The sequence below is a fragment of the Cupriavidus sp. H39 genome (assembly GCF_050271075.1).
GTDB classification, from domain to species: Bacteria; Pseudomonadota; Gammaproteobacteria; order Burkholderiales; family Burkholderiaceae; genus Cupriavidus; species Cupriavidus necator_B.
In genome coordinates this window covers 531,127-550,145 of sequence record NZ_CP189848.1, presented here as the reverse complement: position 1 = coordinate 550,145, position 19,019 = coordinate 531,127, and the positions used below count along the sequence as shown (strand labels likewise).

General features: G+C 68.4%; 19 protein-coding genes. 9 read left to right on the top strand and 10 right to left on the bottom strand.

What is annotated here, in order from left to right:
• Positions 1-11 precede the first annotated feature (11 nt).
• Genes ACOCMH_RS17985 through ACOCMH_RS17975 form a run of 3 tightly spaced genes read right to left on the bottom strand, consistent with a single transcriptional unit; the run spans position 12 to position 2,745 of the window.
• Positions 12-1,304, bottom strand: coding sequence for an acyl-CoA dehydrogenase family protein (locus ACOCMH_RS17985; RefSeq protein ID WP_427312361.1), 1,293 nt, complete (start codon positions 1,302-1,304; stop codon positions 12-14).
• Positions 1,301-1,687: a DUF6285 domain-containing protein gene (locus tag ACOCMH_RS17980; protein WP_427312360.1), complete on the bottom strand. Its 387-nt coding sequence runs from the start codon at positions 1,685-1,687 to the stop codon at positions 1,301-1,303. The genes ACOCMH_RS17985 and ACOCMH_RS17980 overlap by 4 nt, the downstream gene beginning before the upstream one ends.
• A gap of 2 nt (positions 1,688-1,689) precedes the next feature.
• Positions 1,690-2,745, bottom strand: a complete 1,056-nt coding sequence (locus tag ACOCMH_RS17975; RefSeq protein WP_427312359.1) for a phosphotransferase family protein — start codon at positions 2,743-2,745, stop codon at positions 1,690-1,692.
• Between the two features lie 158 nt (positions 2,746-2,903).
• On the opposite strand from ACOCMH_RS17975, the gene ACOCMH_RS17970 reads away from it, so the two are divergent.
• On the top strand, positions 2,904-3,539 hold the full coding sequence (locus ACOCMH_RS17970) for a TetR/AcrR family transcriptional regulator (RefSeq protein WP_427312358.1): 636 nt from the start codon (positions 2,904-2,906) through the stop codon (positions 3,537-3,539).
• 94 nt (positions 3,540-3,633) lie between these two features.
• On the opposite strand, the gene glmS is transcribed toward ACOCMH_RS17970, so the two are convergent.
• A complete protein-coding gene (gene glmS / locus ACOCMH_RS17965; RefSeq protein ID WP_427312357.1) occupies positions 3,634-5,472 on the bottom strand; it encodes a glutamine--fructose-6-phosphate transaminase (isomerizing) in 1,839 nt (612 codons plus the stop codon).
• A gap of 100 nt (positions 5,473-5,572) precedes the next feature.
• Positions 5,573-6,937: a bifunctional UDP-N-acetylglucosamine diphosphorylase/glucosamine-1-phosphate N-acetyltransferase GlmU gene (gene glmU / locus ACOCMH_RS17960; protein ID WP_427312356.1), complete on the bottom strand. Its 1,365-nt coding sequence runs from the start codon at positions 6,935-6,937 to the stop codon at positions 5,573-5,575.
• A gap of 314 nt (positions 6,938-7,251) precedes the next feature.
• On the opposite strand from glmU, the gene ACOCMH_RS17955 reads away from it, so the two are divergent.
• Entirely contained in the window at positions 7,252-8,082 is an 831-nt protein-coding gene (locus ACOCMH_RS17955) for a DUF6279 family lipoprotein (RefSeq protein ID WP_427312355.1), read from the top strand.
• A gap of 81 nt (positions 8,083-8,163) precedes the next feature.
• Here the strand turns inward: ACOCMH_RS17955 and ttcA are convergent, their stop codons facing one another.
• The 3 genes from ttcA to ACOCMH_RS17940 form a co-directional block, all read right to left on the bottom strand.
• The gene (gene ttcA / locus ACOCMH_RS17950; protein WP_427312354.1) at positions 8,164-9,090 is read right to left on the bottom strand and encodes a tRNA 2-thiocytidine(32) synthetase TtcA; all 927 of its coding nucleotides are present in this window, start codon (positions 9,088-9,090) and stop codon (positions 8,164-8,166) included.
• 109 nt (positions 9,091-9,199) lie between these two features.
• The gene (locus ACOCMH_RS17945) at positions 9,200-9,601 is read right to left on the bottom strand and encodes a dihydroneopterin aldolase (RefSeq protein WP_082818824.1); all 402 of its coding nucleotides are present in this window, start codon (positions 9,599-9,601) and stop codon (positions 9,200-9,202) included.
• A gap of 88 nt (positions 9,602-9,689) precedes the next feature.
• Positions 9,690-10,529, bottom strand: a complete 840-nt coding sequence (locus ACOCMH_RS17940) for an SDR family oxidoreductase (protein WP_427312353.1) — start codon at positions 10,527-10,529, stop codon at positions 9,690-9,692.
• 15 nt (positions 10,530-10,544) lie between these two features.
• On the opposite strand from ACOCMH_RS17940, the gene ACOCMH_RS17935 reads away from it, so the two are divergent.
• From ACOCMH_RS17935 to ACOCMH_RS17905, 7 genes are all read left to right on the top strand, one after another.
• The gene (locus tag ACOCMH_RS17935) at positions 10,545-11,741 is read left to right on the top strand and encodes a class I SAM-dependent methyltransferase (RefSeq protein WP_427312352.1); all 1,197 of its coding nucleotides are present in this window, start codon (positions 10,545-10,547) and stop codon (positions 11,739-11,741) included.
• A gap of 7 nt (positions 11,742-11,748) precedes the next feature.
• Positions 11,749-11,943, top strand: a complete 195-nt coding sequence (locus ACOCMH_RS17930; protein ID WP_171514407.1) for a DUF2905 domain-containing protein — start codon at positions 11,749-11,751, stop codon at positions 11,941-11,943.
• A gap of 160 nt (positions 11,944-12,103) precedes the next feature.
• Positions 12,104-13,396, top strand: coding sequence for an amino acid ABC transporter substrate-binding protein (locus tag ACOCMH_RS17925; protein WP_427312351.1), 1,293 nt, complete (start codon positions 12,104-12,106; stop codon positions 13,394-13,396).
• Between the two features lie 24 nt (positions 13,397-13,420).
• Entirely contained in the window at positions 13,421-14,317 is an 897-nt protein-coding gene (locus ACOCMH_RS17920) for a branched-chain amino acid ABC transporter permease (protein WP_427312350.1), read from the top strand.
• Positions 14,314-15,336 carry a branched-chain amino acid ABC transporter permease gene (locus ACOCMH_RS17915; RefSeq protein WP_427312349.1) on the top strand — a complete coding sequence of 341 codons (1,023 nt, stop codon included), beginning with the start codon at positions 14,314-14,316 and terminating at the stop codon, positions 15,334-15,336. Before ACOCMH_RS17920 ends, ACOCMH_RS17915 begins: the two co-directional genes overlap by 4 nt.
• Positions 15,333-16,079, top strand: a complete 747-nt coding sequence (locus ACOCMH_RS17910; protein WP_427312348.1) for an ABC transporter ATP-binding protein — start codon at positions 15,333-15,335, stop codon at positions 16,077-16,079. Before ACOCMH_RS17915 ends, ACOCMH_RS17910 begins: the two co-directional genes overlap by 4 nt.
• Positions 16,076-16,918: an ABC transporter ATP-binding protein gene (locus ACOCMH_RS17905; RefSeq protein WP_427312347.1), complete on the top strand. Its 843-nt coding sequence runs from the start codon at positions 16,076-16,078 to the stop codon at positions 16,916-16,918. The genes ACOCMH_RS17910 and ACOCMH_RS17905 overlap by 4 nt, the downstream gene beginning before the upstream one ends.
• Before the next feature lie 69 nt (positions 16,919-16,987).
• On the opposite strand, the gene ACOCMH_RS17900 is transcribed toward ACOCMH_RS17905, so the two are convergent.
• Complete coding sequence (locus ACOCMH_RS17900; RefSeq protein ID WP_427312346.1) at positions 16,988-18,223, bottom strand: multifunctional CCA addition/repair protein; 1,236 nt, start codon at positions 18,221-18,223, stop codon at positions 16,988-16,990.
• 60 nt (positions 18,224-18,283) lie between these two features.
• On the bottom strand, positions 18,284-18,982 hold the full coding sequence (locus ACOCMH_RS17895; RefSeq protein ID WP_427312345.1) for a glutathione S-transferase family protein: 699 nt from the start codon (positions 18,980-18,982) through the stop codon (positions 18,284-18,286).
• Positions 18,983-19,019: the final 37 nt, after the last annotated feature.

The following is a 19,019-nucleotide window of genomic DNA, read 5'->3' as shown; positions in this document are numbered from 1 at the left end:
GGGTTTCGCCTTCAGTGGCGCGCCGGCCCGGCGCCGTCGCGGCCGATATAGCCGAACAGGTAGGCGCCGACCTTGCGCATCTGGATCTCGTCCGAGCCCTCGGTGATGCGGTAGCGGCGATGGTGGCGGTAGATATGCTCGAACGGCTTGTGGCGCGAATAGCCCAGCCCGCCGTGCACCTGCATCGCCGTGTCGGCGGCCTCGCAGCACAGGCGGTTGGCGCTGTAGTTGCACATCGAGACCTTGTCCGACAGGCGTTTCTCGACCTCGCGCTTCGGCATCTGGTCCATCTGCCACGCGGTCTGGCGGATGAAAGCGCGCAGCATCTCGGCGCGCGTGGCCAGTTCCACCAGCGGGAACTGGATGCCCTGGTTGCGCGCCAGCTCCTGGCCGAAGGGCTTGCGCTGGCGCGCATACTTCACGCTCTCGCGGATGCAGTAGTCCGCCGCGCCCAGGCTCGCCGCGGCCTGGCGGATGCGGTTCTCGTGCACGAAGTGCTGGGCGATGGCGAGGCCCGCGCCGGGCTGCCCCAGCACGGCCTCGTCCGGCACCCAGACCCCGCTGAAACTCACGCGCGGGTGGTCGGTCGGCATGTTGAAGGTCCACAGGTACTCTTCCACGCGCACGCCTTCGCTGTGCGCCGGCACCAGGAACGCGGTGATGCCGCGGGCATCGCCATTCTCGCCACTGGTGCGCGCAAACAGCACCACGTGCGTGGCGGTGTGCAGGCCGGTAGTCCACATCTTCTCGCCGTCGATGCGCCAGCCGCCGCGGCCGCCGCGTTGCTCGGGGCGCGCGCGTGTGGCCATGTGCGTGGCGTCCGAGCCGTGCTCCGGCTCGGTCAGGCCGAAGCTCAGCTTGACGGTCTCGTCCAGCATGCCGGGGATCAGCGTGGCGCGTTGCACGTCGTTGCCGAAATCGCGCAGCACCAGCACGAAGGGCTTGTTGCCGACGATCGAATGCTCGTTCTGCAGGTCGTTGTGCAAACCCAGGCCCTTGGCCGCCAGGTGTTCGCGGATCACGGCCATCCACAGGTTGCCGCCATCGCGGCCGCCATACTCCGCGGGCAGGGCGAAGCGCAGGTGGCCGGCGCGGTCGGCACGGCGGCGCGCTTCGGCCAGCAGCGCCTCCCATTCCGGGCGCGGCAGGCCCTGGTTGTCGAAGTCGGTGCGGGCCCATTCGCGGCGATGGTCAAAGAACCGCTGGTTGTCGTGCTCGGCCTGCAGCGGGGCGATCTCGGCTTCGATAAAGGCATCGAGCTCGGCCAGGTAGGCCGTCAGCTCGGCCGGCAACTGGAAATTCATGGAAGCGTCTCCACAGGATCGACAATCTGGCGATAGCTGCTGTACCCGGGCTGGTCGACGGCGAGCTTGGCCAGCGTGACCGCCCACAGGTGAGCGGCAAGCCCCGGCGTGGCGGCATCGAAGCGGCCGCTGGCGATGCCCTCGCACAGGCGCTGGTTCTGTTCGGCCAGCGTGCCGTCGCGGCCCAGCAGGGCACGCAGGCGTTCATGCTCGGCGGCGTGCGCCGCGGGGGCCAGGCGCAGCTCGCGCGCGACGATGTCGAGCACATTGGCGGCGACGCGCGCGTCGAAGGCCGCGCGGCCGCTCAGGTTGGGGATTGCCGTGTCGCGCAGGAACGCGGTCACTGCGTCGATCAGTTCCGCGGCATGGGGAGTGTCTTGCATGGTCAGCTTCCGTAGGCCGGGGCTGCATTGCGCGGCAGCAGCAGGTTGAGCAGGTCGATCTCGGTTTCGGAACTGCGCCGGCCGATCGCGGCCCGCTCCACGCTGCGGGGGCCGCCGCCCTCCGGCGGGCGCGACATGGTCTGGCAGGCCACGCCCCACTTCAGCACGCCAAAGATCTCCCAGAAGCGCACGCGCTCCGCATCGACCATGCCGCCCGCGTCGGCATAGCCGGCAAACAGCTGCGCGCGCGTGCCAAAGCCACCCACCGGCAGGCCGGTGCGGCCAAAGCGCCAGGAATTCACGCACAGCCAGCCGAGGTCGGTCATGGGGTCGCCCACATGGGCCAGCTCCCAGTCGAGCACCGCGCGCAGGCCGGCTTCGTCGACCATCAGGTTGCCGTTGCGGAAGTCGCCATGGACCAGCGTGGTGCGCCCCGTTGCCGGCGCATGGCGCTTCAGCCAGCGGAACGCCAGCTCGAACACCGGCCGCTGCTCGCCAGCCGCCCGATAGCGCCGCAGGTAGCCCTCCACCTCGGCCGCGGCGTTGCTCTCGCGCAGCGGCGGCAGCGTGGCGCGGTCGATGCCATGGATCGCGGCCAGCGCCTGGCCACACTGGTAGGCCAGCCGTTCGCGCGCCCGCGCCAGCCGCGGCTCGCGCACGATGCGCCCGCCCAGCGTCTCGCCTTCGATGTAGTCCATGACGAAGCCTGCGCCAATGCCATCTTGGGGCGCCAGCACCGCCCGCACCACCGGCACCGGCACACCAGCCGCGCCGACCAGCCGCAACAACGCCGCCTCGGCCGCCATGCCCGCCTGCACCATCGACACCCCCGCCGCGGGCCGCGCCCCCGCGCCCGGATCGCGCCGCAGGATCAGCGGCTCCGGCCCGTGCGGCCCGGCCAGCGTGAACGACCAGGTTTCCTGGCTGGCGCCGCCGGACAGGCGGCGCAGCCCGCTGATGCCAGGCTCGGCCCCGGCCCCCGGAAACTCGCGGGAAATGACGCGGCGAAGGCCGGCCAGCAAGCCGGATTCCGCTTCGGGGGACGTGGGTGTATGCATCGGTCTCCGGGCAGTCCCGCATGGCCACGGCACCGCTTAATTGATAATCTGAATTATGTTTTTGCCGAGTATGGTGGCCTGATACAGTTCATGACATCGGTAAAAACACGGACAAACAGGGGCACGCGGAAGCGCTTCCGCCAGGGATCGGGGTCGTCATGAAAGAAAAGCTGATCGCGCTGGAAGGCCACGCGGGCTATGCCGTGCCGCGCTATTCGCGCGGCCTGCGCACCACCCAGGCGCTGCTCGCGGCGGGCCGGCGGCTGTTGCGCGAGCGCACGCTGGAGCAGGTCTCGATCCACGAGATCTGCGCCCACGCCGGCGTCACCACCGGCGCCTTCTACAGCCGCTTCGACGGCAAGGACAGCTATTTCAAGGCGCTGCAAACCCTGGCGCTGGCCACATTGCGCCGCGCCATGGCGGCGCGCCTGGCACAGCTCGACCACACGCCCACCACGCTGGAAGACGCGGTGCACACGCTGGCGCGCGGCAGCCGCGTCTGGGCCTACCGCAATGAAGGGGTGCTGCGCGCCTCGCTGGTGGCCCGCGCGACCACCGGCGAGGACCCGATCCGCCAGCTCAACCGCCAGTACATGATCGACCTGGCAACCCGCCTGGCGCGGCTGCACCCGGCCGGCCCCTCGCCGGAACTGGAATTGCGCATCCGCTTCGCGCACCAGGCGCTGGCCGGCACGCTGCTGTATGCGCTGATCAACCGCGAGAGCACCTTCGCGCTGTCGGAGCGGCGGCTCGATATGGAAATGGCGCGCGCGTTTCTGCTGACGGTGGCATGACCGCGGAGGATCCGGGCACCAATGCAAAGAGGCCCCGCAGGGCCTCTTTGCATTGGTGCCAGCGCAGCGCGCCGGCCAGGCTGGATTTGACGCCTTACTCCACCGTCACCGACTTCGCCAGGTTGCGCGGCTTGTCGACGTCGGTCCCTCGCGCGCAGGCCGTGTGATACGCCAGCAGCTGCAGCGGCACCACGTGCAGGATCGGCGAGAGATCGCCGTAGTGCTCGGGCATGCGGATCACCTGGATGCCGTCGGACGACTGGATCTGCGTATCGCTGTCGGCAAATACGTACAGGCGGCCGCCGCGGGCACGCACTTCCTGGATGTTGGACTTGAGCTTTTCCAGCAGCGCGTCGTTGGGCGCGACGGTGACCACCGGCATGGCTTCGGTGACCAGCGCCAGCGGGCCGTGCTTGAGTTCGCCCGCCGGATAGGCCTCGGCGTGGATGTACGAGATTTCCTTGAGCTTGAGCGCGCCCTCCAGCGCGATCGGGTAATGCAGGCCGCGGCCGAGGAACAGCGCGTTCTCGCGACGGGCAAAGTCTTCCGACCACGCGATGATCTGCGGCTCCAGCGCCAGCACGCCGTGCAGCGCGGCCGGCAGGTGGCGCAGGTTGGTCAGCGCCTGGGCCTCGGCCTCGTCGGTCAGCAGGCCGCGGGTCTTGGCCAGCGACAGCGTCAGCATGTAGAGCGCTGCCAGCTGCGTGGTGAAGGCCTTGGTCGAGGCCACGCCGATCTCGGTGCCGGCGCGGGTGAGGAAGCGCAGCTCGGTCTCGCGCACCATGGCGCTGGTGGCGACGTTGCACACTGCCAGCGTATGCACGTGGCCGAGCGCGCGGGCATGGCGCAGCGCGGCCATGGTGTCGGCGGTTTCGCCGGATTGCGAGATCACCACCACCAGCGCGCGCGGGTTGGGCACGGTGTCGCGGTAGCGGTATTCGCTGGCGACCTCGACCTGGGTCGGGATCTTCGCGATGCTTTCGAGCCAGTACTTGGCGGTGCAGCCGGAATAGTAGCTGGTGCCGCACGCCAGGATCAGCACGCTGTCGATGCCGGCGAAGACCTCGGCGGCGTTGTTGCCGAACAGGTCCGGCGACAGGCCTTCGACGCCTTCGAGGGTGTCGCCCAGCGCGCGCGGCTGCTCGAAGATTTCCTTCTGCATGAAGTGGCGGTACGGTCCCAGGTCCACCGAGGCGGCATGGGCTTCGACTAGGCGCGCTTCACGCTCGACCGGGTGGTCGTCGGCGTCGTGGATGGTCACGCCGTCCAGCGTGATCTCGACCACATCGCCCTCTTCCAGGTAGATGATGCGGTTGGCGGTGCCGGCCACGGCGAGCGCGTCGGACGCCAGGAAGGACTCGTTCTCGCCCAGCGCCACCACCAGCGGCGAGCCGGCGCGCGCGCCGACCACGCGGCCCGGCTGGTCCTTGGCGAACACCGCGATGGCGTAGGCGCCGTGCAGGCGCTTGGTGACCGCGCGCACCGAGGCGAACAGGTCGCCGCGCGTGGCGCTGCTGGGATAGCTGTAGGCCTGGTGGATCAGGTGGGCAACCACCTCGGTATCGGTCTGCGACTCGAAGCCGTAGCCCACCGCGCGCAACTCTTCGCGCAGCGGCTCGTAGTTCTCGATGATGCCGTTGTGCACCAGCGCGATGGTCTCGCCCGACAGGTGCGGGTGGGCGTTGACGGTGTCGGGCTTGCCATGCGTGGCCCAGCGCGTATGCGCCACGCCGGTAAAGCCGGACAGGCCGGACGCCTGCGTCTGCGCGTCCAGGTCGGCGACGCGCGACACGGTGCGTGCGCGCTCGACCGCATCGTCGCGCACGACGGCAACGCCGCACGAGTCATAGCCGCGATACTCGAGGCGGCGCAGCCCTTCGATCAGGACCGGAACGATATTGCGCGTGGAAACCGCGCCGACGATGCCACACATGCTGAACCCCCGTTTTGCTGGCGCCTGCCCGCAGGCCACTGGCGCCGGTATGAATCCTGTGGCGCCACCCTGCGCGGGCGGCGCTTGAGCTTCCTGCTGCTTACTGCTTCGGCTGCTTGACCGGACGCTGCCAGGCGTCGATGGTCAGCTGCTTGGCCCGCGACAGCGTCAGCTTGTCGGCCGGGGCCTCCTTGGTGAGCGTGGTGCCGGCGCCCAGCGTGGCGCCGCGTCGCACCGTCACCGGCGCCACCAGCTGCGTGTCGGAACCGATGAAGACATCGTCCTCGATCACGGTGCGGTGCTTGTTAACCCCGTCATAGTTGCAGGTGATGGTACCCGCGCCAATATTGACGCGCGACCCCACCGTGGCGTCGCCCACATAAGCCAGGTGGTTGGCCTTGCTGTGTGCCGCCACCTGTGCATTCTTCACCTCGACGAAGTTGCCGATATGCACGTCCTCGCCCAGCTCGGTGCCGTGGCGCAGCCGCGCGTACGGCCCGATGCGGCCCGCCGGACCGATCCTGGCCTCGTCGATATGGCAGAACGGGTGCACCTGCGCGCCGGCGCCGACGGTGCTGTTGCGGACCACGCAATGCGCACCGATGCGCACGCCGTCTTCCAGGTGCACGCGGCCCTCGAACACGCAGCCAACGTCGATGGTGACATCGCGCCCGCAGGTCAGCTGGCCGCGCACGTCGATGCGGGCCGGGTCCAGCAGCGTCACGCCGGCTTCGAGCAGGCGCCGGGCCTGGTTGCCCTGGTGAATGCGCTCGACCTCGGCCAGTTGCAGCTTGCTGTTGACGCCCAGCGTCTCCCAGACCGCCGCGGGCTGGGCCGAGACGGTCTCGACGCCATCCGCGACGGCGCGCTCGACGGTATCGGTCAGGTAGTACTCGCCCTGGGCGTTGTCGTTGCGCAGCGTCGACAGCCACTTGCGCAGGTGGCCGGTCGGGCACACGATAATGCCGGTATTGATCTCGCGGATGGCTTGCTCGGCTTCCGTCGCATCTTTTTGCTCGATGATGCGGACGATGCTGCCCGCCGCGTCGCGCACGATGCGGCCATAACCGGCGGGATCGGGCATCTCGACGGTGAGCACGCCAAGGCGCTCCGCGCCGGCCTCGGTCACCAGCGCCTGCAGCGTCGCTGCGCTGGTGAGCGGCACGTCACCGTAGAGAACCAACGTGGGGTGGTTGTCGTCCAACAAGGGAAGTGCCTGCATCACCGCATGACCCGTGCCCAGTTGCTGGGCCTGCTCGGCGAAGGCGACATCGTCAGCGGCGACCGCCTCGCGCACGCGATCGGCCCCGTGGCCGACCACGACCACCAGCCGGGACGGCGACAGCGCACGGGCCGTATCCAGGACATGCGCGAGCATGGGCCGCCCGGCTACCGGGTGCAGCACCTTGGGCAAATCGGAATACATCCGCTTGCCCATGCCCGCGGCGAGAATGACGATATTCACAAGGAGACCCCTAAGTGAGTGTGTCCGAAAATATTCTGGAAAGCGCCGGCCGGGTGTTTGGGCCGGTGTTTGGCAAACTGCGCTGCCGGCGCTGGCGGAAGCTTGCCGCCAGGCCTGCGCGTCTTCCCGCAAACCCTTGCCAGGCCTTGGCTGGCGGGCATCGGATCAGCTCGCGGGGCAGCCCGGTTTCAATGCGCGCCGATTTTAACATGGCGCTTTCTGCGCAACGGACCGCGGTTTCGGAATTTCACAATTGCTGGACCCGGCGCATTTTGGTGATTCTGGGCGCGGCGGCGTTGTGCGCCTGCAGCGCAATGAAACTGGGCTACCAGCAGGGAGACCGGCTGGCGTACTGGTGGATCGACAATTATGTCGACGTCACCTCGGCCCAGGAACCCCTCACGCGCGAGGCCATCGCGCGCTTCTTCGCCTGGCATCGCAAGGCACAGCTGCCGGAAATCGCCAGCTTGCTGCAGGAAGCCAAGGCGGACGTGCGCCAGCCCGTCAGCGCGGCGCGCGTCGAGCACTTCCAGGACGCGTCGCAGGAGCTGGCGCGCCGCTCCTTCGAGCAGGCCATGCCCGACATGGCGGACTTGCTGCTGACGCTCACGCCCGACCAGATCGCGCGCATGGAAAAGAAGTTTGCCGACGGCAACGCCAAGTACCGCAAGAAATTCCTCAATGCAAACCCGGCCGAGCGCGAGGAAGCACGCTTCGACAAGGTGATGGAGTACGCCCGGCTGGTCTACGGCGGCTTCTCCGCCGAGCAGGAAAAGGCGATCCGCGCCAAGGTGGGGCCGGTAGTGGAGAACGCCGAGGCGCGCTATGCCGAGCGTGTGGCGCGGCAGCAGGAATGGCTCAAGATGGTGCGCTACGTGCAGGCCACGCAGCCGCCTAAGACGCAGGTGATCGACCTGCTGCGCCGCTTCCGCGAGTACTGGCAGCACCCGCCGGCCCGGCTCGCCGCCAGCCATCAGGCGAACGACAACGCCGGCATCGCGCTGACGGTGGCGATTGCCAACATGACCACGCCGCAACAGAAGGCGCACGCGCAGGAGCGCTTCCAGAAATGGATCGACGACACCCATGCGTTGATGCGTGAAAAGGCGAATCCGCCGGTGCAGTCGGCGGCGGCGGCAAATTAGGCGGGTGGAATGCCCGTGTATGCGCTCGCACGCGGGAGCGGCGAGCAAAACCCCCGGCAAGCTTGCGCTGCCGGGGCAGTCTTACTGGGTGCCGGCCTGCTCCGCCGCGGGCGCGCGCTCGAAGCGCACGAACTCCATGCGGTTTTCTTCGACGCTGCCGGCGAACATCAGCGGCTGCTGCTGGAACGTGGTCTCGCCGAACAGTGAGGCCTCGTCCACCTTGGCCAGGCCGGTCGCCAGCCCCGTGAACGGGAACAGGTCGGTATCCGCCAGGTGCGACGGCACCACGTTGCGCAGCGCCGAGAAGATATTGTCGATGCGGCCCGGGTTCTGGCGCTCCCATTCCTGCAGCATCTCGCTGACCTTCTTGCGCTGCAGGTTCTCCTGCGAGCCGCACAGGTTGCACGGGATAATCGGGAACTCCATCGCGCGCGCGTAGGAGGCAATGTCCTTCTCCGAGCAGTACGCCAGCGGGCGGATCACGATATGCGCGCCATCGTCGGTAGCCAGCTTGGGCGGCATCGCCTTCATCTTGCCGCCGAAGAACATGTTCAGGAAGAAGGTGTTGACGATGTCGTCGCGGTGGTGGCCCAGCGCAATCTTGTTGGCGCCCAGCTCCTTGGCGGTGCGGTAGATCACGCCGCGGCGCAGGCGCGAGCACAGCGAGCAGGTGGTCTTGCCCTCGGGCACCTTCTCCTTGACGATCGAGTAGGTGTCCGCCTCGACGATCACATATTCCACGCCGACCGACTTCAGGTACGCCGGCAGGATGTGTTCCGGGAAGCCTGGCTGCTTCTGGTCCAGGTTCATCGCGATCAGCTTGAACTTGATGGGCGCGCGCTTCTGCAGCGCCATCAGCACCGACAGCATGGTGTACGAGTCCTTGCCGCCACTCATGCAGACCAGCACGGTGTCGCCGTCCTCGATCATGCCGAAGTCGCCGATGGCCTTGCCGGTTTGCGATTGCAGCCTCGTCTCGAGGCGATAAAAGTTATTCGAGTGGCTCATGGAGCATCCTGTTGCGTGGCGCCCGCCGGATGGAATGGCCGGCGCGGCGCGAAGGGGCAACATTTTACTTTAGGCGTCCGTTAGCTGCAGCGGACGCCCGCAGGACCGCTCAGGCCTGCTTGATATGGAACACCTCGACCCCGACCGAATCGCAATCCGGGTACACGTCGGGCTTCTCGGTCGACACGCGCACCGCGCGCACCTTGGGATGCTTCAGCATGGCGCGGGCCACGTCGTCGCACAGCGTTTCCTGCAGGTGCACGTGACCCTGCGCCATGCGCGCGGCCACGGTATTGCGCATGAAGTCATAGTCGACCACTTCGTCGAGCTTGTCGGCCTGCGGCGTGCATTCCTCCAGCGGTACGAACAGGTCGATATTGATCAGCACGCGCTGCTCGCCCTTCTTTTCGAATTCGTGCACGCCGATGTTGATCTGCACTTCATAGTTGCGCAGGAACATGCGTCGGCAGTCTTGCAGGCTGGGGTGGGAAAGGGCGGCGAGCATGGTCATGGGCGGCTGCGGAGAGAAAAATGGAAAGCCGCGCCCGGCGGGCGCGGCACATCAAGATGACTAGGGTATTCGGTGGCTGGCTTCCAGCTTACTCGGTCAGGAACATCACGTCGCGCGCCAGCGGCATCAGGTGCTGGCCACCGTCGACATACAGCGTGGTGCCGGTCACGGCGCGCGCCTGCGCCAGGTAGGCCACTGCCTGGGCGATGTCCTCGGGCGTGGACGACTGGCCCAGCGGCGTCACGCGGTGCGCGCGGCGGAAGCTCTGCTCCGACTGCTCGCCCGACACCAGCGTGATGCCGGGAGCCACGCCCACCACGCGCAGGCGCGGCGCCAGCGCCTGCGCCAGCTGCACCGTGGCGGTCTGCAGCGCGGCCTTGGACAGCGTGTAAGAGAGGAAGTCGGGGTTCAGGTTGTCCAGCTTCTGGTCGAGCAGGTTGATCACCACGCCGCGCGGCTCGGCGGCCTTGTTCGCGCCTTCCGCAGCCGCGGACGCGGCCAGCGCCTTGTGCAGTTCGCGCGCCAGCAGCAGCGGCGCGGCCACGTTGGTGCGCATATGCGTATCCAGCGACGCATACGAGAAGCTGGTCGCCACGTCGTACTGGAACAGCGAGGCATTGTTGACCAGGCAGGCGGGCACGCCCAGCGCGGCGGTGCAGTCGGCCACCAGGCGGCTGGTGGCAGCCTCGTCGGCCAGGTCGGCGCGCAGCACCGCGGCGCGGCGGCCCAGCGCGCGGATCTGCGTGGCCAGGGCTTCGGCCTCGTCGACCGAGCGATGGCAGTGCACCGCCACGTCCCAGCCCTGCGCCGCGAGTTCCAGCGCGATGGCGCGGCCCAGGCGGCGCGCGCCGCCGGTCACGAGCGCCACGCCGCGGGCCACGGCAGGCTGGGCACCGGTCTCGCCGGCGAGAATCTTGGATGCGGGCATTGCTACAATCGCAGGATGCAGAAAGCCGCTAGTTTACCCCTTCCCCCCGCCGACGCGCAGGCCGCTTCCGATACCCTTGCGGCCCGTATTGGCGAATCGATCGATGCGGCCGGTGGCTGGATCGGCTTTGACCGCTATATGGCGCTGGCGCTGTACGCGCCCGGCCTGGGCTATTACAGCGGCGGCTCGGCCAAGTTCGGGCGCGATGCCCGCGACGGCAGCGACTTCATCACCGCCCCCGAACTGAGCCCCTTCTTCGCCCGCACGCTGGCGCGCCAGTTCGCGCCGCTGCTGGCGCAGGGGTTGCCGCGCCTGCTCGAATTCGGCGCCGGCACCGGCCGGCTGGCGGCGGACCTGTTGCTCGGGCTCGAACAGGAAGGCCAGTTGCCCGACACCTACGCCATCGTCGAACTATCGGGCGAACTGCGCGCGCGCCAGCAGGACACGCTGGCCCGGCGCGCGCCGCACCTGGCGGAGCGCGTCACCTGGCTCGATACCCTGCCCGTTGCCTTCGAAGGCGTGATCGTCGGCAACGAAGTGCTCGATGCAATGCCGGTGCAGCTGTATGCGCGCAATGGCGGCAACTGGCATGAACGCGGCGTGGCGCGCGCCGGCGTACCGGATGGCGGCGCGACCGCGTTCCGCTTCGAAGACCGCCCGCTGGCCGCTACCGACGTGCCCGAGGCCTTGCGCGCCATCCCCGGCGACCACGACCTGGTCACCGAGACCCATGCCGAGGCCGAGGGCTTTACGCGCGCGGTCGGCGCCATGCTGGCGCGCGGCGCGGCCTTTTTCATCGACTATGGCTTTCCCGGCGCCGAGTACTACCATCCGCAGCGCGCCGGCGGCACGCTGATGTGCCACTACCGCCATCATGCGCACCCCGACCCCTTCCTGTATCCCGGCCTGCAGGACATCACCGCGCACGTGAACTTCAGCGGCATCGCGCACGCCGCCGCCGAAACCGGACTGACCGTGGCGGGCTTTGCCTCGCAGGCGCGCTTCCTGATGAACGCCGGCATCACCGACCTGCTGATGACGCTGGACCCGTCCGACGCACGCGCCTTCCTGCCGCAGGCCAATGCGGTGCAGAAGCTGCTGTCCGAAGCCGAGATGGGTGAACTGTTCAAGGTGATCGCGCTCACGCGCGGGCTGGACGACAGCGAACCGTTGGCCGGCTTTGCCCGCGGCGACCGCTGCCACGCGCTGTAGGCCGGCCATGCTGCGCTGGACCTTGACCATCTTCTTCAGCGTGATCGTGCTGTCCGCGGCGTTGCCATGGCTGCAGAAGATCGGGCTGGGACGGCTGCCGGGCGACGTGCGTTTCCGTCTGTTCGGGCGCGAATTTGTGCTGCCGTTTGCCTCGACGATCCTGCTGTCGATGGTGGCGCTGGTGATCGGCAAGCTGCTTTAGGCGCGCGCCACGGGGGCAGCCAGTTTCACCACCGTCGCGTGGCACGGCCCCGTTTCAACGTAAGGAAAACCCGATATCCATCATGGCGTGATCGATTCGTTTCATACCGCCCTTTCCCTTTCAAAAATGAGTCCTAATCTTGAGAGAGTCAGGAGGTGATATGAAAACCGCATCCGCCCACAGCTTTCTGACCGGTGTCCGGCCAGGGTCTACCACCGGCGGCATGCGCCATGCCGCCCTCTGTGCCCTGGCTGGCCTTGGCTTGGCCCTGTCGCTCCCCGGAGCAGCCAAGGCGGAGACCGACACCATCGTCCTCGGCGCCGCGGTCTCGCTGACCGGCAAGTACTCCACCAATGGCAAGAACACGCAGGACGGCTACAACCTTGCCGTGAAGCGCATCAACGAGATGGGCGGCGTCAAGGTCGGCGGCAAGGCCTACCAGCTGAAGATCCTCTTCTACGACGACGAATCCACCTCGGCGCGCGGTGCGCAGCTGGCGGAGCGGCTGATCAGCCAGGACGGCGTCAAGTTCGTGCTGGGCCCCTACAGCTCGGGGCTCACCAAGGCGATGGCCCCGGTCACGGAGAAGTACCGGATCCCGATGGTCGAGGGCAACGGCGCAGACCGCAACCTGTTCACGCAGGGCTACCGCTACATGTTCGCGGTGCTCAATACCTCTGACTACTATCTGCGCGCCGCCATCAATCTTGCCGCCGAGCAAGCTCACCAGGCCGGCAAGTCACCGAAGACCCTGAAGGTGGCGATCGCCATCGAGAACGACAACTTCTCGCAGGACGTGCGCGACGGCGTGGCCGAGGATGCGAAACGCCTGGGCATGCAGGTGGTGATCGACGACAAGCTGCCGCCCGAGCTCAACGACATGTCGGTCACGCTGGCCAAGGTGAAGGCGCTCAAGCCCGACATCCTGGTGGTGTCCGGCCACGAGAAAGGCGCGGCGCTCGCGGTGCGCCAGGTGGCGGAGATGCGCATCGACGTGCCGATGCTGGCGCTGACGCACTGCGACTCCGCGCAGATCATCGAGAAGTTCGGCAAGAGCGCGGAATTCGCCGTGTGCGGCTCGCAATGGGACCGCACGCTGAGCTACAAGGACCGCTGGTTCGGCACGGCCGACCAGTACGCGCAGCGCTTCGAGAAAGAATTCCGCTATGACCCGCCATACCAGGCGGCCGAATCGAGCGCCGCGGTGCTGGCCTTCGCCGACGCCTTCGAGCGCGCCGGCTCGCTCGATACGGAAAAGGTCCGCCAGGCGCTTGCCGCCACCGACCTGATGACGTTCTACGGCCCGCTCAAGTTCGACCAGAGCGGCAAGAACATTGCCAAGTCGATGGTGCTGTACCAGGTGCAGGACGGCAAGTTCAAGGTGGTCGCGCCGGGCAAGTGGGCATCGTCCAAGGTCATCTATCCGGCCCCCGCCTGGACCCAGCGCAAATAGGGGCCGCGGCGCGGCCCGAAGCCTATGACCGATCTCGCGGTGCTCGTCCAGAGTCCCGGGCTGAACCTGCAGCTCGTGATGGATGGCCTGCTGGCCGGCGCGATCTTTGCGCTGGCCGCCTACGGCATGGCGCTGGTCTGGGGCGTGATGAACCTCATCAACGTGGCCCAGGGTGAACTGGTGATGCTGGGCGGCTATATCGTGATCTGGCTGGCGGAAAAGGGCGTGCCGCCGCTGCTGGCCGTGCCGGTGGCCGCGGCGGCGATGTACTGGGTGGGCTGGGGACTCTATCGCATCGTCATCTTCCGGCTGGTCGAGCGCGATCTCTTTGTCTCGGTGCTGGCCACCTTCGGCCTGAGCATCGTGCTGCAGCAGTTCGCCAACCTGGCATTCGGCGCCAATGTGCGCACACTCGATGCCGGCCTCGGCAGCCTGTTCCTGCCGGGCGGACTGGTGGTGCCGAAGATCAAGCTGCTGGCGTTCGTCGCCGCCCTGGCGCTGGGGGCCGGCCTGATGCTGTTCCTCAGGCATACCCGCCGCGGCCAGGCGATCCGGGCGACCGCCCAGAACGCGCGCGCGGCGCGCGTTCTGGGGGTGGACGCCGATCGCATCTACGCCGCCACCTTTGCCCTCAATGCCGCCATCTGCGGCGCGGCTGGCGCCCTGGTGGCCATGACCTGGATCATCCACCCCTACCTGGGCCTGCCCTATACCGTGCGCGCCTTCATGATCGTGGTGGTGGCCGGGCTGGGCAGCATGCTGCCGGTGCTTGGCGCCGGGGCCGGGCTGGGCGTGGCCGAGAATTACGCCGGCTTCCTGCTCGGCACCGAATACCAGACCGCCTTCCTCTACGCCCTGCTGGTGGCGATCCTGGTGAGCCGCAACCTGATGCTGCGCCGGCGGCGAGGCTATCTGCGATGAAGCCGCACCTGCGCGGCGCGCGCCGGCCCGAAGCGGGGTTTCCGGCCACGGCAGCCACCCCGGTGCTCTGGCTGGCGCTGCTTGCGGTCAGCCTGGTCGCGCTGGCAGCGCCGTGGCTGTTCACCGGCATCACCACGCAGCTGACCTTCCTCTGGCTGATGGTTCTGTTCGCGCTGACCTGGGACGTGATGGGCGGGCAGATGGGATACAACTCCTTCGGCAATATCGTGTTCTTCGGCGTGGGCGCCTATGTCTGCGCGGTCGCGCAGCGCGACTTCGGGCTCGGATATTTCGCCGGCCTGGCCGCGGGCACGGGCCTGGCGGCGCTGGCGGCAGTGGTAGCAGCGCTGGCGCTGGGGCCCGCCATGCTGGGCCTGCGCGGCCACTACTTCGCCATCGGCACGCTGGGCCTGGGCATCGCCTGCGCCGATGCCGCCGCCGGCTGGGATTTCATCGGCGCGGGATCGGGCATGACGGTGCCGCTGTTCCCGGGTGCCGCCGGCAGCCGCGAGCCGTTCTTCTACTACGCGATGCTGGTGCTGGCGGTGGCGACCCTGCTGACGCTGCGCTGGCTCTATGCGCGCCCGTTCGGCCTCGCGCTCAATGCCATCCGCGACGACGAGGACAAGGCCGAGGCGCTCGGCCTGCACACCACGCGCTACAAGATTGTGGCCTGGTGCCTGTGCGCGGTCTTCCTGGGCATGGCGGGCGCACTGACGGGCAACCTGGTGGGCTTCATCGATCCGCGCGAGCTGGCCTTTGCCAGTGCCAGCTTCGGCGTGTGGATGGTGGTGATGGCCATCCTGGGCGGCAAGGGCACGCTATGGGGGCCGGTGCTCGGCGCCGCGCTGTTCCACCTCACCCAGGAGTTGTTCTGGACTTACCTGCTGAACTGGCAGCGCGTTGCGCTGGGCGTGCTGATCGTACTGATCGTGGTGCTGTTCCCGACCGGCATCATGGGCTGGCTGCATGATTTCAGGGCGCACCGCCGACGCATGGGCGGGAGCGGCGCGCCATGACCGACCTGCTTGCGGTGCGCGGCGTCACCAAGCGCTTTGGCGGGGTCGTCGCCAACCATGAGGTTTCCCTGCAGGTGCCGCGCGGCGGCATCGTGGGACTGATCGGGCCAAACGGTTCGGGCAAGACGACGCTGTTCAATGCCATCGTCGGCTACCACCCCATCGACGGCGGCTCGATCTGGTTCGACGGGCACGAGATCTCGCGCCTGCGCGTTCCCGAAATCGCACGCCTGGGCCTCGCGCGCACATTCCAGCAGACCCGGGTATTCGGCAAGATGAGCTGCCTGCAGAACCTGCTGGTCAGCGTGCCGCACAGCCACGAAGGGCTCGCCGCGATGTGCACGCGGCAGCCGCCGGCGGTGGCGGAACGGGCCCGGCAGATCCTGCGCATGGCGGGCCTGCAGGACCACGCGGACCAGCGCGGCGCGGACCTGTCGTTCGGGCAGCAGAAGTTGCTGGAGATCTGCATGGCCCTGATGAACGAGCCCAGGCTGCTGCTGCTCGATGAGCCGACCGCCGGCGTGAACCCGGTGATGATCGACAGCCTGATCGCGCTGCTCAGGGATATCAACGCGCGGCTCGGCATCACGCTGCTGGTGATCGAACACAATATGCGGGTCATCATGCAGCTGGCCGGCCACATCTTCTGCCTGGCGCATGGCGAGGTGCTGGCGCAGGGACCGCCGGCGCAGATCACGGCCAACCGCGCCGTGATCGAGGCCTACCTCGGAGGACAGCCGTGACCGCCACGCGCAGCGCGCACACGGCGGCACAGGGGGCCGCCAGCGCTCCGGCCGCCACGCTCGCCGCCGCCCTCTCGCGCCCCCGGCCCGGCGTCGCGCAACTGGAGCAACTGGCCGGCGGCGCGCCGATGGTCGCCATGGACAACGTGGTCGCCGGCTATGGCGGCATGGAGATCCTGCACGGCTTCAGCCTGCGCGTGGCGCGCGGCGGCTCGCTGTGCCTGATCGGCCCGAACGGCGCGGGCAAGTCGACGGTGCTGCGCGCCATCTACGGGCTGGCCCGGGTCATGTCGGGGACCATTGCCGTGGCAGGCGCGCAGGTGGTTCACCTGCACGCCGAGCAGAAGCTGCGGCAGGCAGGCGTGGCCTATGTGCTGCAGGAAAGTTCGATCTTCCCCGACATGACGGTCGAGGAAAACCTGCTGATGGGCGGCTACCTGATGCCGCACCCACGGGACGCGGCCGCGGCTGCCGAGCGCATCTTCCGGCAGCATGGCGTGCTGGCGCAACGGCGCGGCCAGCGCGCCAGCGTGCTCTCGGGCGGGGAGCGCCGGCTGCTGGAAATCTTGCGCGCGCTGATGATGGATCCGGCCGTGCTGCTGGTGGACGAGCCCTCGATCGGGCTGGAGCCACGCTATATCGACCTGGTGTTTGAACTCCTTGGCCAGCTGCAGCACGAGGCGGGCAAGACCATCATCCTGGTCGAACAGAACGCCCGCAAAGGACTGGCATTCGCCGACCTCGGCTATGTCCTGGTGGCCGGGCAGCTGGCCATGGCCGGAACCGGTGGCGAACTCAGCGCGGATCCGGAGGTCGGGCGGCTGTTTCTCGGCGCATGACGGCGGGAAGATGGCGCAGCGCGCTGCTGATCCTCTACAGCGGACCGGCCGCGGCGCGAGGCATCCTGCCTAGCTGCCGAGCCGCTGCGCCACCGCGGCTACGCGCGCCGCATGAATGCGGTCGCGGATCTGGCTGACATCGTCGCCACAGGCGCGCGCGATAGCGCCGGCGTCGACGGCCGCCGCGGCGTCCAGCGCAGCCAGCAGGCGCGCCGCCTGCGGATACGCGCTCGCTTCAAAGCCCTTGCGCCCGCGCTTGTCGGCTTCACACGCTTGCAGCGCCTGGGCGAAGCGCCCGGGCTTGCGCAGCGCATCGCAGCGCTCCAGCAGCCGCACCAGGGCGGCCGCGCTGAACTCCAGCGAGCGGTGGATGTTGCCGTGCTCGCGCGCCACCACCACCGCCAGGTCGCGGCAATCGTTGGGCACGCGCAGCCGCGCGCAGACGGCTTCCAGCAGCCTGACGCTGCGCATCTCGTGGCCGATATGGCGCGGCAGCACGTCTTCGGGCGTTGTGCCCTTGCCCAGGTCATGCACCAGCGCGGCAAAGCGCACCGGCAGCGGCGCGCCCAGCGCCGCGGCGCAGTCGATCACCATCATCACGTGCACGCCGGTATCGACCTCGGGGTGGAAGTCGGCGCGCTGCGGCACGCCCCACAGCCGCTCCAGCTCCGGCAGCAGCCGCGCCAGCGCGCCGCATTCGCGCAGCACCTCGAACATGCGCGACGGCCTTGCCTCCATCAGCCCGCGCGCCAGCTCCTGCCACACGCGCTCGGGCACCAGCGCATCGACCTCGCCGGCGGCGACCATCTCGCGCATCAGGCGCAGGGTCTCGGCGGCGACGGTGAAGTCATGGAAGCGCGCGGCAAAGCGCGCCAGCCGCAGGATGCGCACGGGGTCCTCGGCGAAGGCCTCGGAGACATGGCGGAACAGGCGCGCGGCCAGGTCGCGCTGGCCGCCGTGCGGATCGATCACGGGGCCGGTCAGGTTGCCGTCGGCATCGACCGCGCGCGCCATGGCGTTGATGGTCAGGTCGCGCCGGACCAGGTCGTCCTCCAGCGTGACATCGGGCTCGCAGTAGAAGGCAAAGCCCTTGTAGCCCATCGCGGTCTTGCGCTCGGTGCGCGCCAGCGCGTATTCCTCCTGCGTGCGCGGATGCAGGAACACCGGGAAGTCCTTGCCCACCGGGCGATAGCCGGCGGCTTCCATCTCGGCCGGGGTCGCGCCGACGACCACGTAGTCGCGGTCCTGGCTGGGCTTGCCCAGCAGTTCGTCGCGGATCGCGCCGCCGACGGCATACACCTGCATCGTTGTGGCCTCGTCATGCGCCGGCTCCGGGGCAGCAGCCTCCGGGGGCCGGCGATATTGCTAGTGATTGACGATTATCGCATCGGCACGATCGGGGGCCAGGCGGTACGGCTCGTCGTCGGCAAGGAAGTCGCGCTCCTCGCGCGCGCCGGCAATCCATTGCTGCATCGCCGGCAGCGCCAGCATGAAATCGGCATAGGCCTTGGCGTCTTCGGTGTCGTCCGGCAAGTGGATGCCATAGGTGGCGAAGCGGCTCACCACCGGCGCAAAGAACGCATCCGCCACCGTGAACGTGCCGAACAGGAACGGCCCGCGCGCGCCGTGCTGCTTGCGCAGCCCGTCCCAGATCGCGGCGATCCGCTCCACCTCGCGCTGCACCGCCACGTTCCAGCCGCGCCCGGGCAGCACCGCGGTCACGTTCATCGGCAGCTGGCTGCGTACGTTGCCGAAGCCGGAGTGCATCTCGGCGCAGACCGCGCGCGCCACCGCGCGCTCGGCCGGGTCGGCGGGCCACAGCTGCTGCTCGGGGAAGCGCTCGGCCACGTATTCGGAAATCGCCAGCGAATCCCACACGGTGACGTCGCCGTCGACCAGCACCGGCACCTTGCCCGCGGGCGAGTAGCGGGCAATCTCGGCGGCGAAGCTGCCGGTGAACAGGCGCACCTGCACTTCCTCGAAATCAATGCCGGCCTGGCGCAGCAGCAGCCAGGGGCGCAGCGACCAGGAGGAATAGTTCTTGTTGCCGATGACGAGCTTCATCGTGGGGTCCTTGGGGGAGGAAACGGAAGGGAGAGGC

Bases quoted from the DNA above. Each gene is read 5' to 3' on its own strand.
- ACOCMH_RS17985 (WP_427312361.1), bottom strand. From the start codon at position 1,304: ATGAATTTCCAGTTGCCGGCCGAGCTGACGGCCTACCTGGCCGAGCTC.
- ACOCMH_RS17980 (WP_427312360.1), bottom strand. From the start codon at position 1,687: ATGCAAGACACTCCCCATGCCGCGGAACTGATCGACGCAGTGACCGCG.
- ACOCMH_RS17975 (WP_427312359.1), bottom strand. From the start codon at position 2,745: ATGCATACACCCACGTCCCCCGAAGCGGAATCCGGCTTGCTGGCCGGC.
- ACOCMH_RS17970 (WP_427312358.1), top strand. From the start codon at position 2,904: ATGAAAGAAAAGCTGATCGCGCTGGAAGGCCACGCGGGCTATGCCGTG.
- glmS (WP_427312357.1), bottom strand. From the start codon at position 5,472: ATGTGTGGCATCGTCGGCGCGGTTTCCACGCGCAATATCGTTCCGGTC.
- ACOCMH_RS17955 (WP_427312355.1), top strand. From the start codon at position 7,252: ATGAAACTGGGCTACCAGCAGGGAGACCGGCTGGCGTACTGGTGGATC.
- ttcA (WP_427312354.1), bottom strand. From the start codon at position 9,090: ATGAGCCACTCGAATAACTTTTATCGCCTCGAGACGAGGCTGCAATCG.
- ACOCMH_RS17945 (WP_082818824.1), bottom strand. From the start codon at position 9,601: ATGACCATGCTCGCCGCCCTTTCCCACCCCAGCCTGCAAGACTGCCGA.
- ACOCMH_RS17940 (WP_427312353.1), bottom strand. From the start codon at position 10,529: ATGCCCGCATCCAAGATTCTCGCCGGCGAGACCGGTGCCCAGCCTGCC.
- ACOCMH_RS17935 (WP_427312352.1), top strand. From the start codon at position 10,545: ATGCAGAAAGCCGCTAGTTTACCCCTTCCCCCCGCCGACGCGCAGGCC.
- ACOCMH_RS17930 (WP_171514407.1), top strand. From the start codon at position 11,749: ATGCTGCGCTGGACCTTGACCATCTTCTTCAGCGTGATCGTGCTGTCC.
- ACOCMH_RS17925 (WP_427312351.1), top strand. From the start codon at position 12,104: ATGAAAACCGCATCCGCCCACAGCTTTCTGACCGGTGTCCGGCCAGGG.
- ACOCMH_RS17920 (WP_427312350.1), top strand. From the start codon at position 13,421: ATGACCGATCTCGCGGTGCTCGTCCAGAGTCCCGGGCTGAACCTGCAG.
- ACOCMH_RS17915 (WP_427312349.1), top strand. From the start codon at position 14,314: ATGAAGCCGCACCTGCGCGGCGCGCGCCGGCCCGAAGCGGGGTTTCCG.
- ACOCMH_RS17910 (WP_427312348.1), top strand. From the start codon at position 15,333: ATGACCGACCTGCTTGCGGTGCGCGGCGTCACCAAGCGCTTTGGCGGG.
- ACOCMH_RS17900 (WP_427312346.1), bottom strand. From the start codon at position 18,223: ATGCAGGTGTATGCCGTCGGCGGCGCGATCCGCGACGAACTGCTGGGC.
- ACOCMH_RS17895 (WP_427312345.1), bottom strand. From the start codon at position 18,982: ATGAAGCTCGTCATCGGCAACAAGAACTATTCCTCCTGGTCGCTGCGC.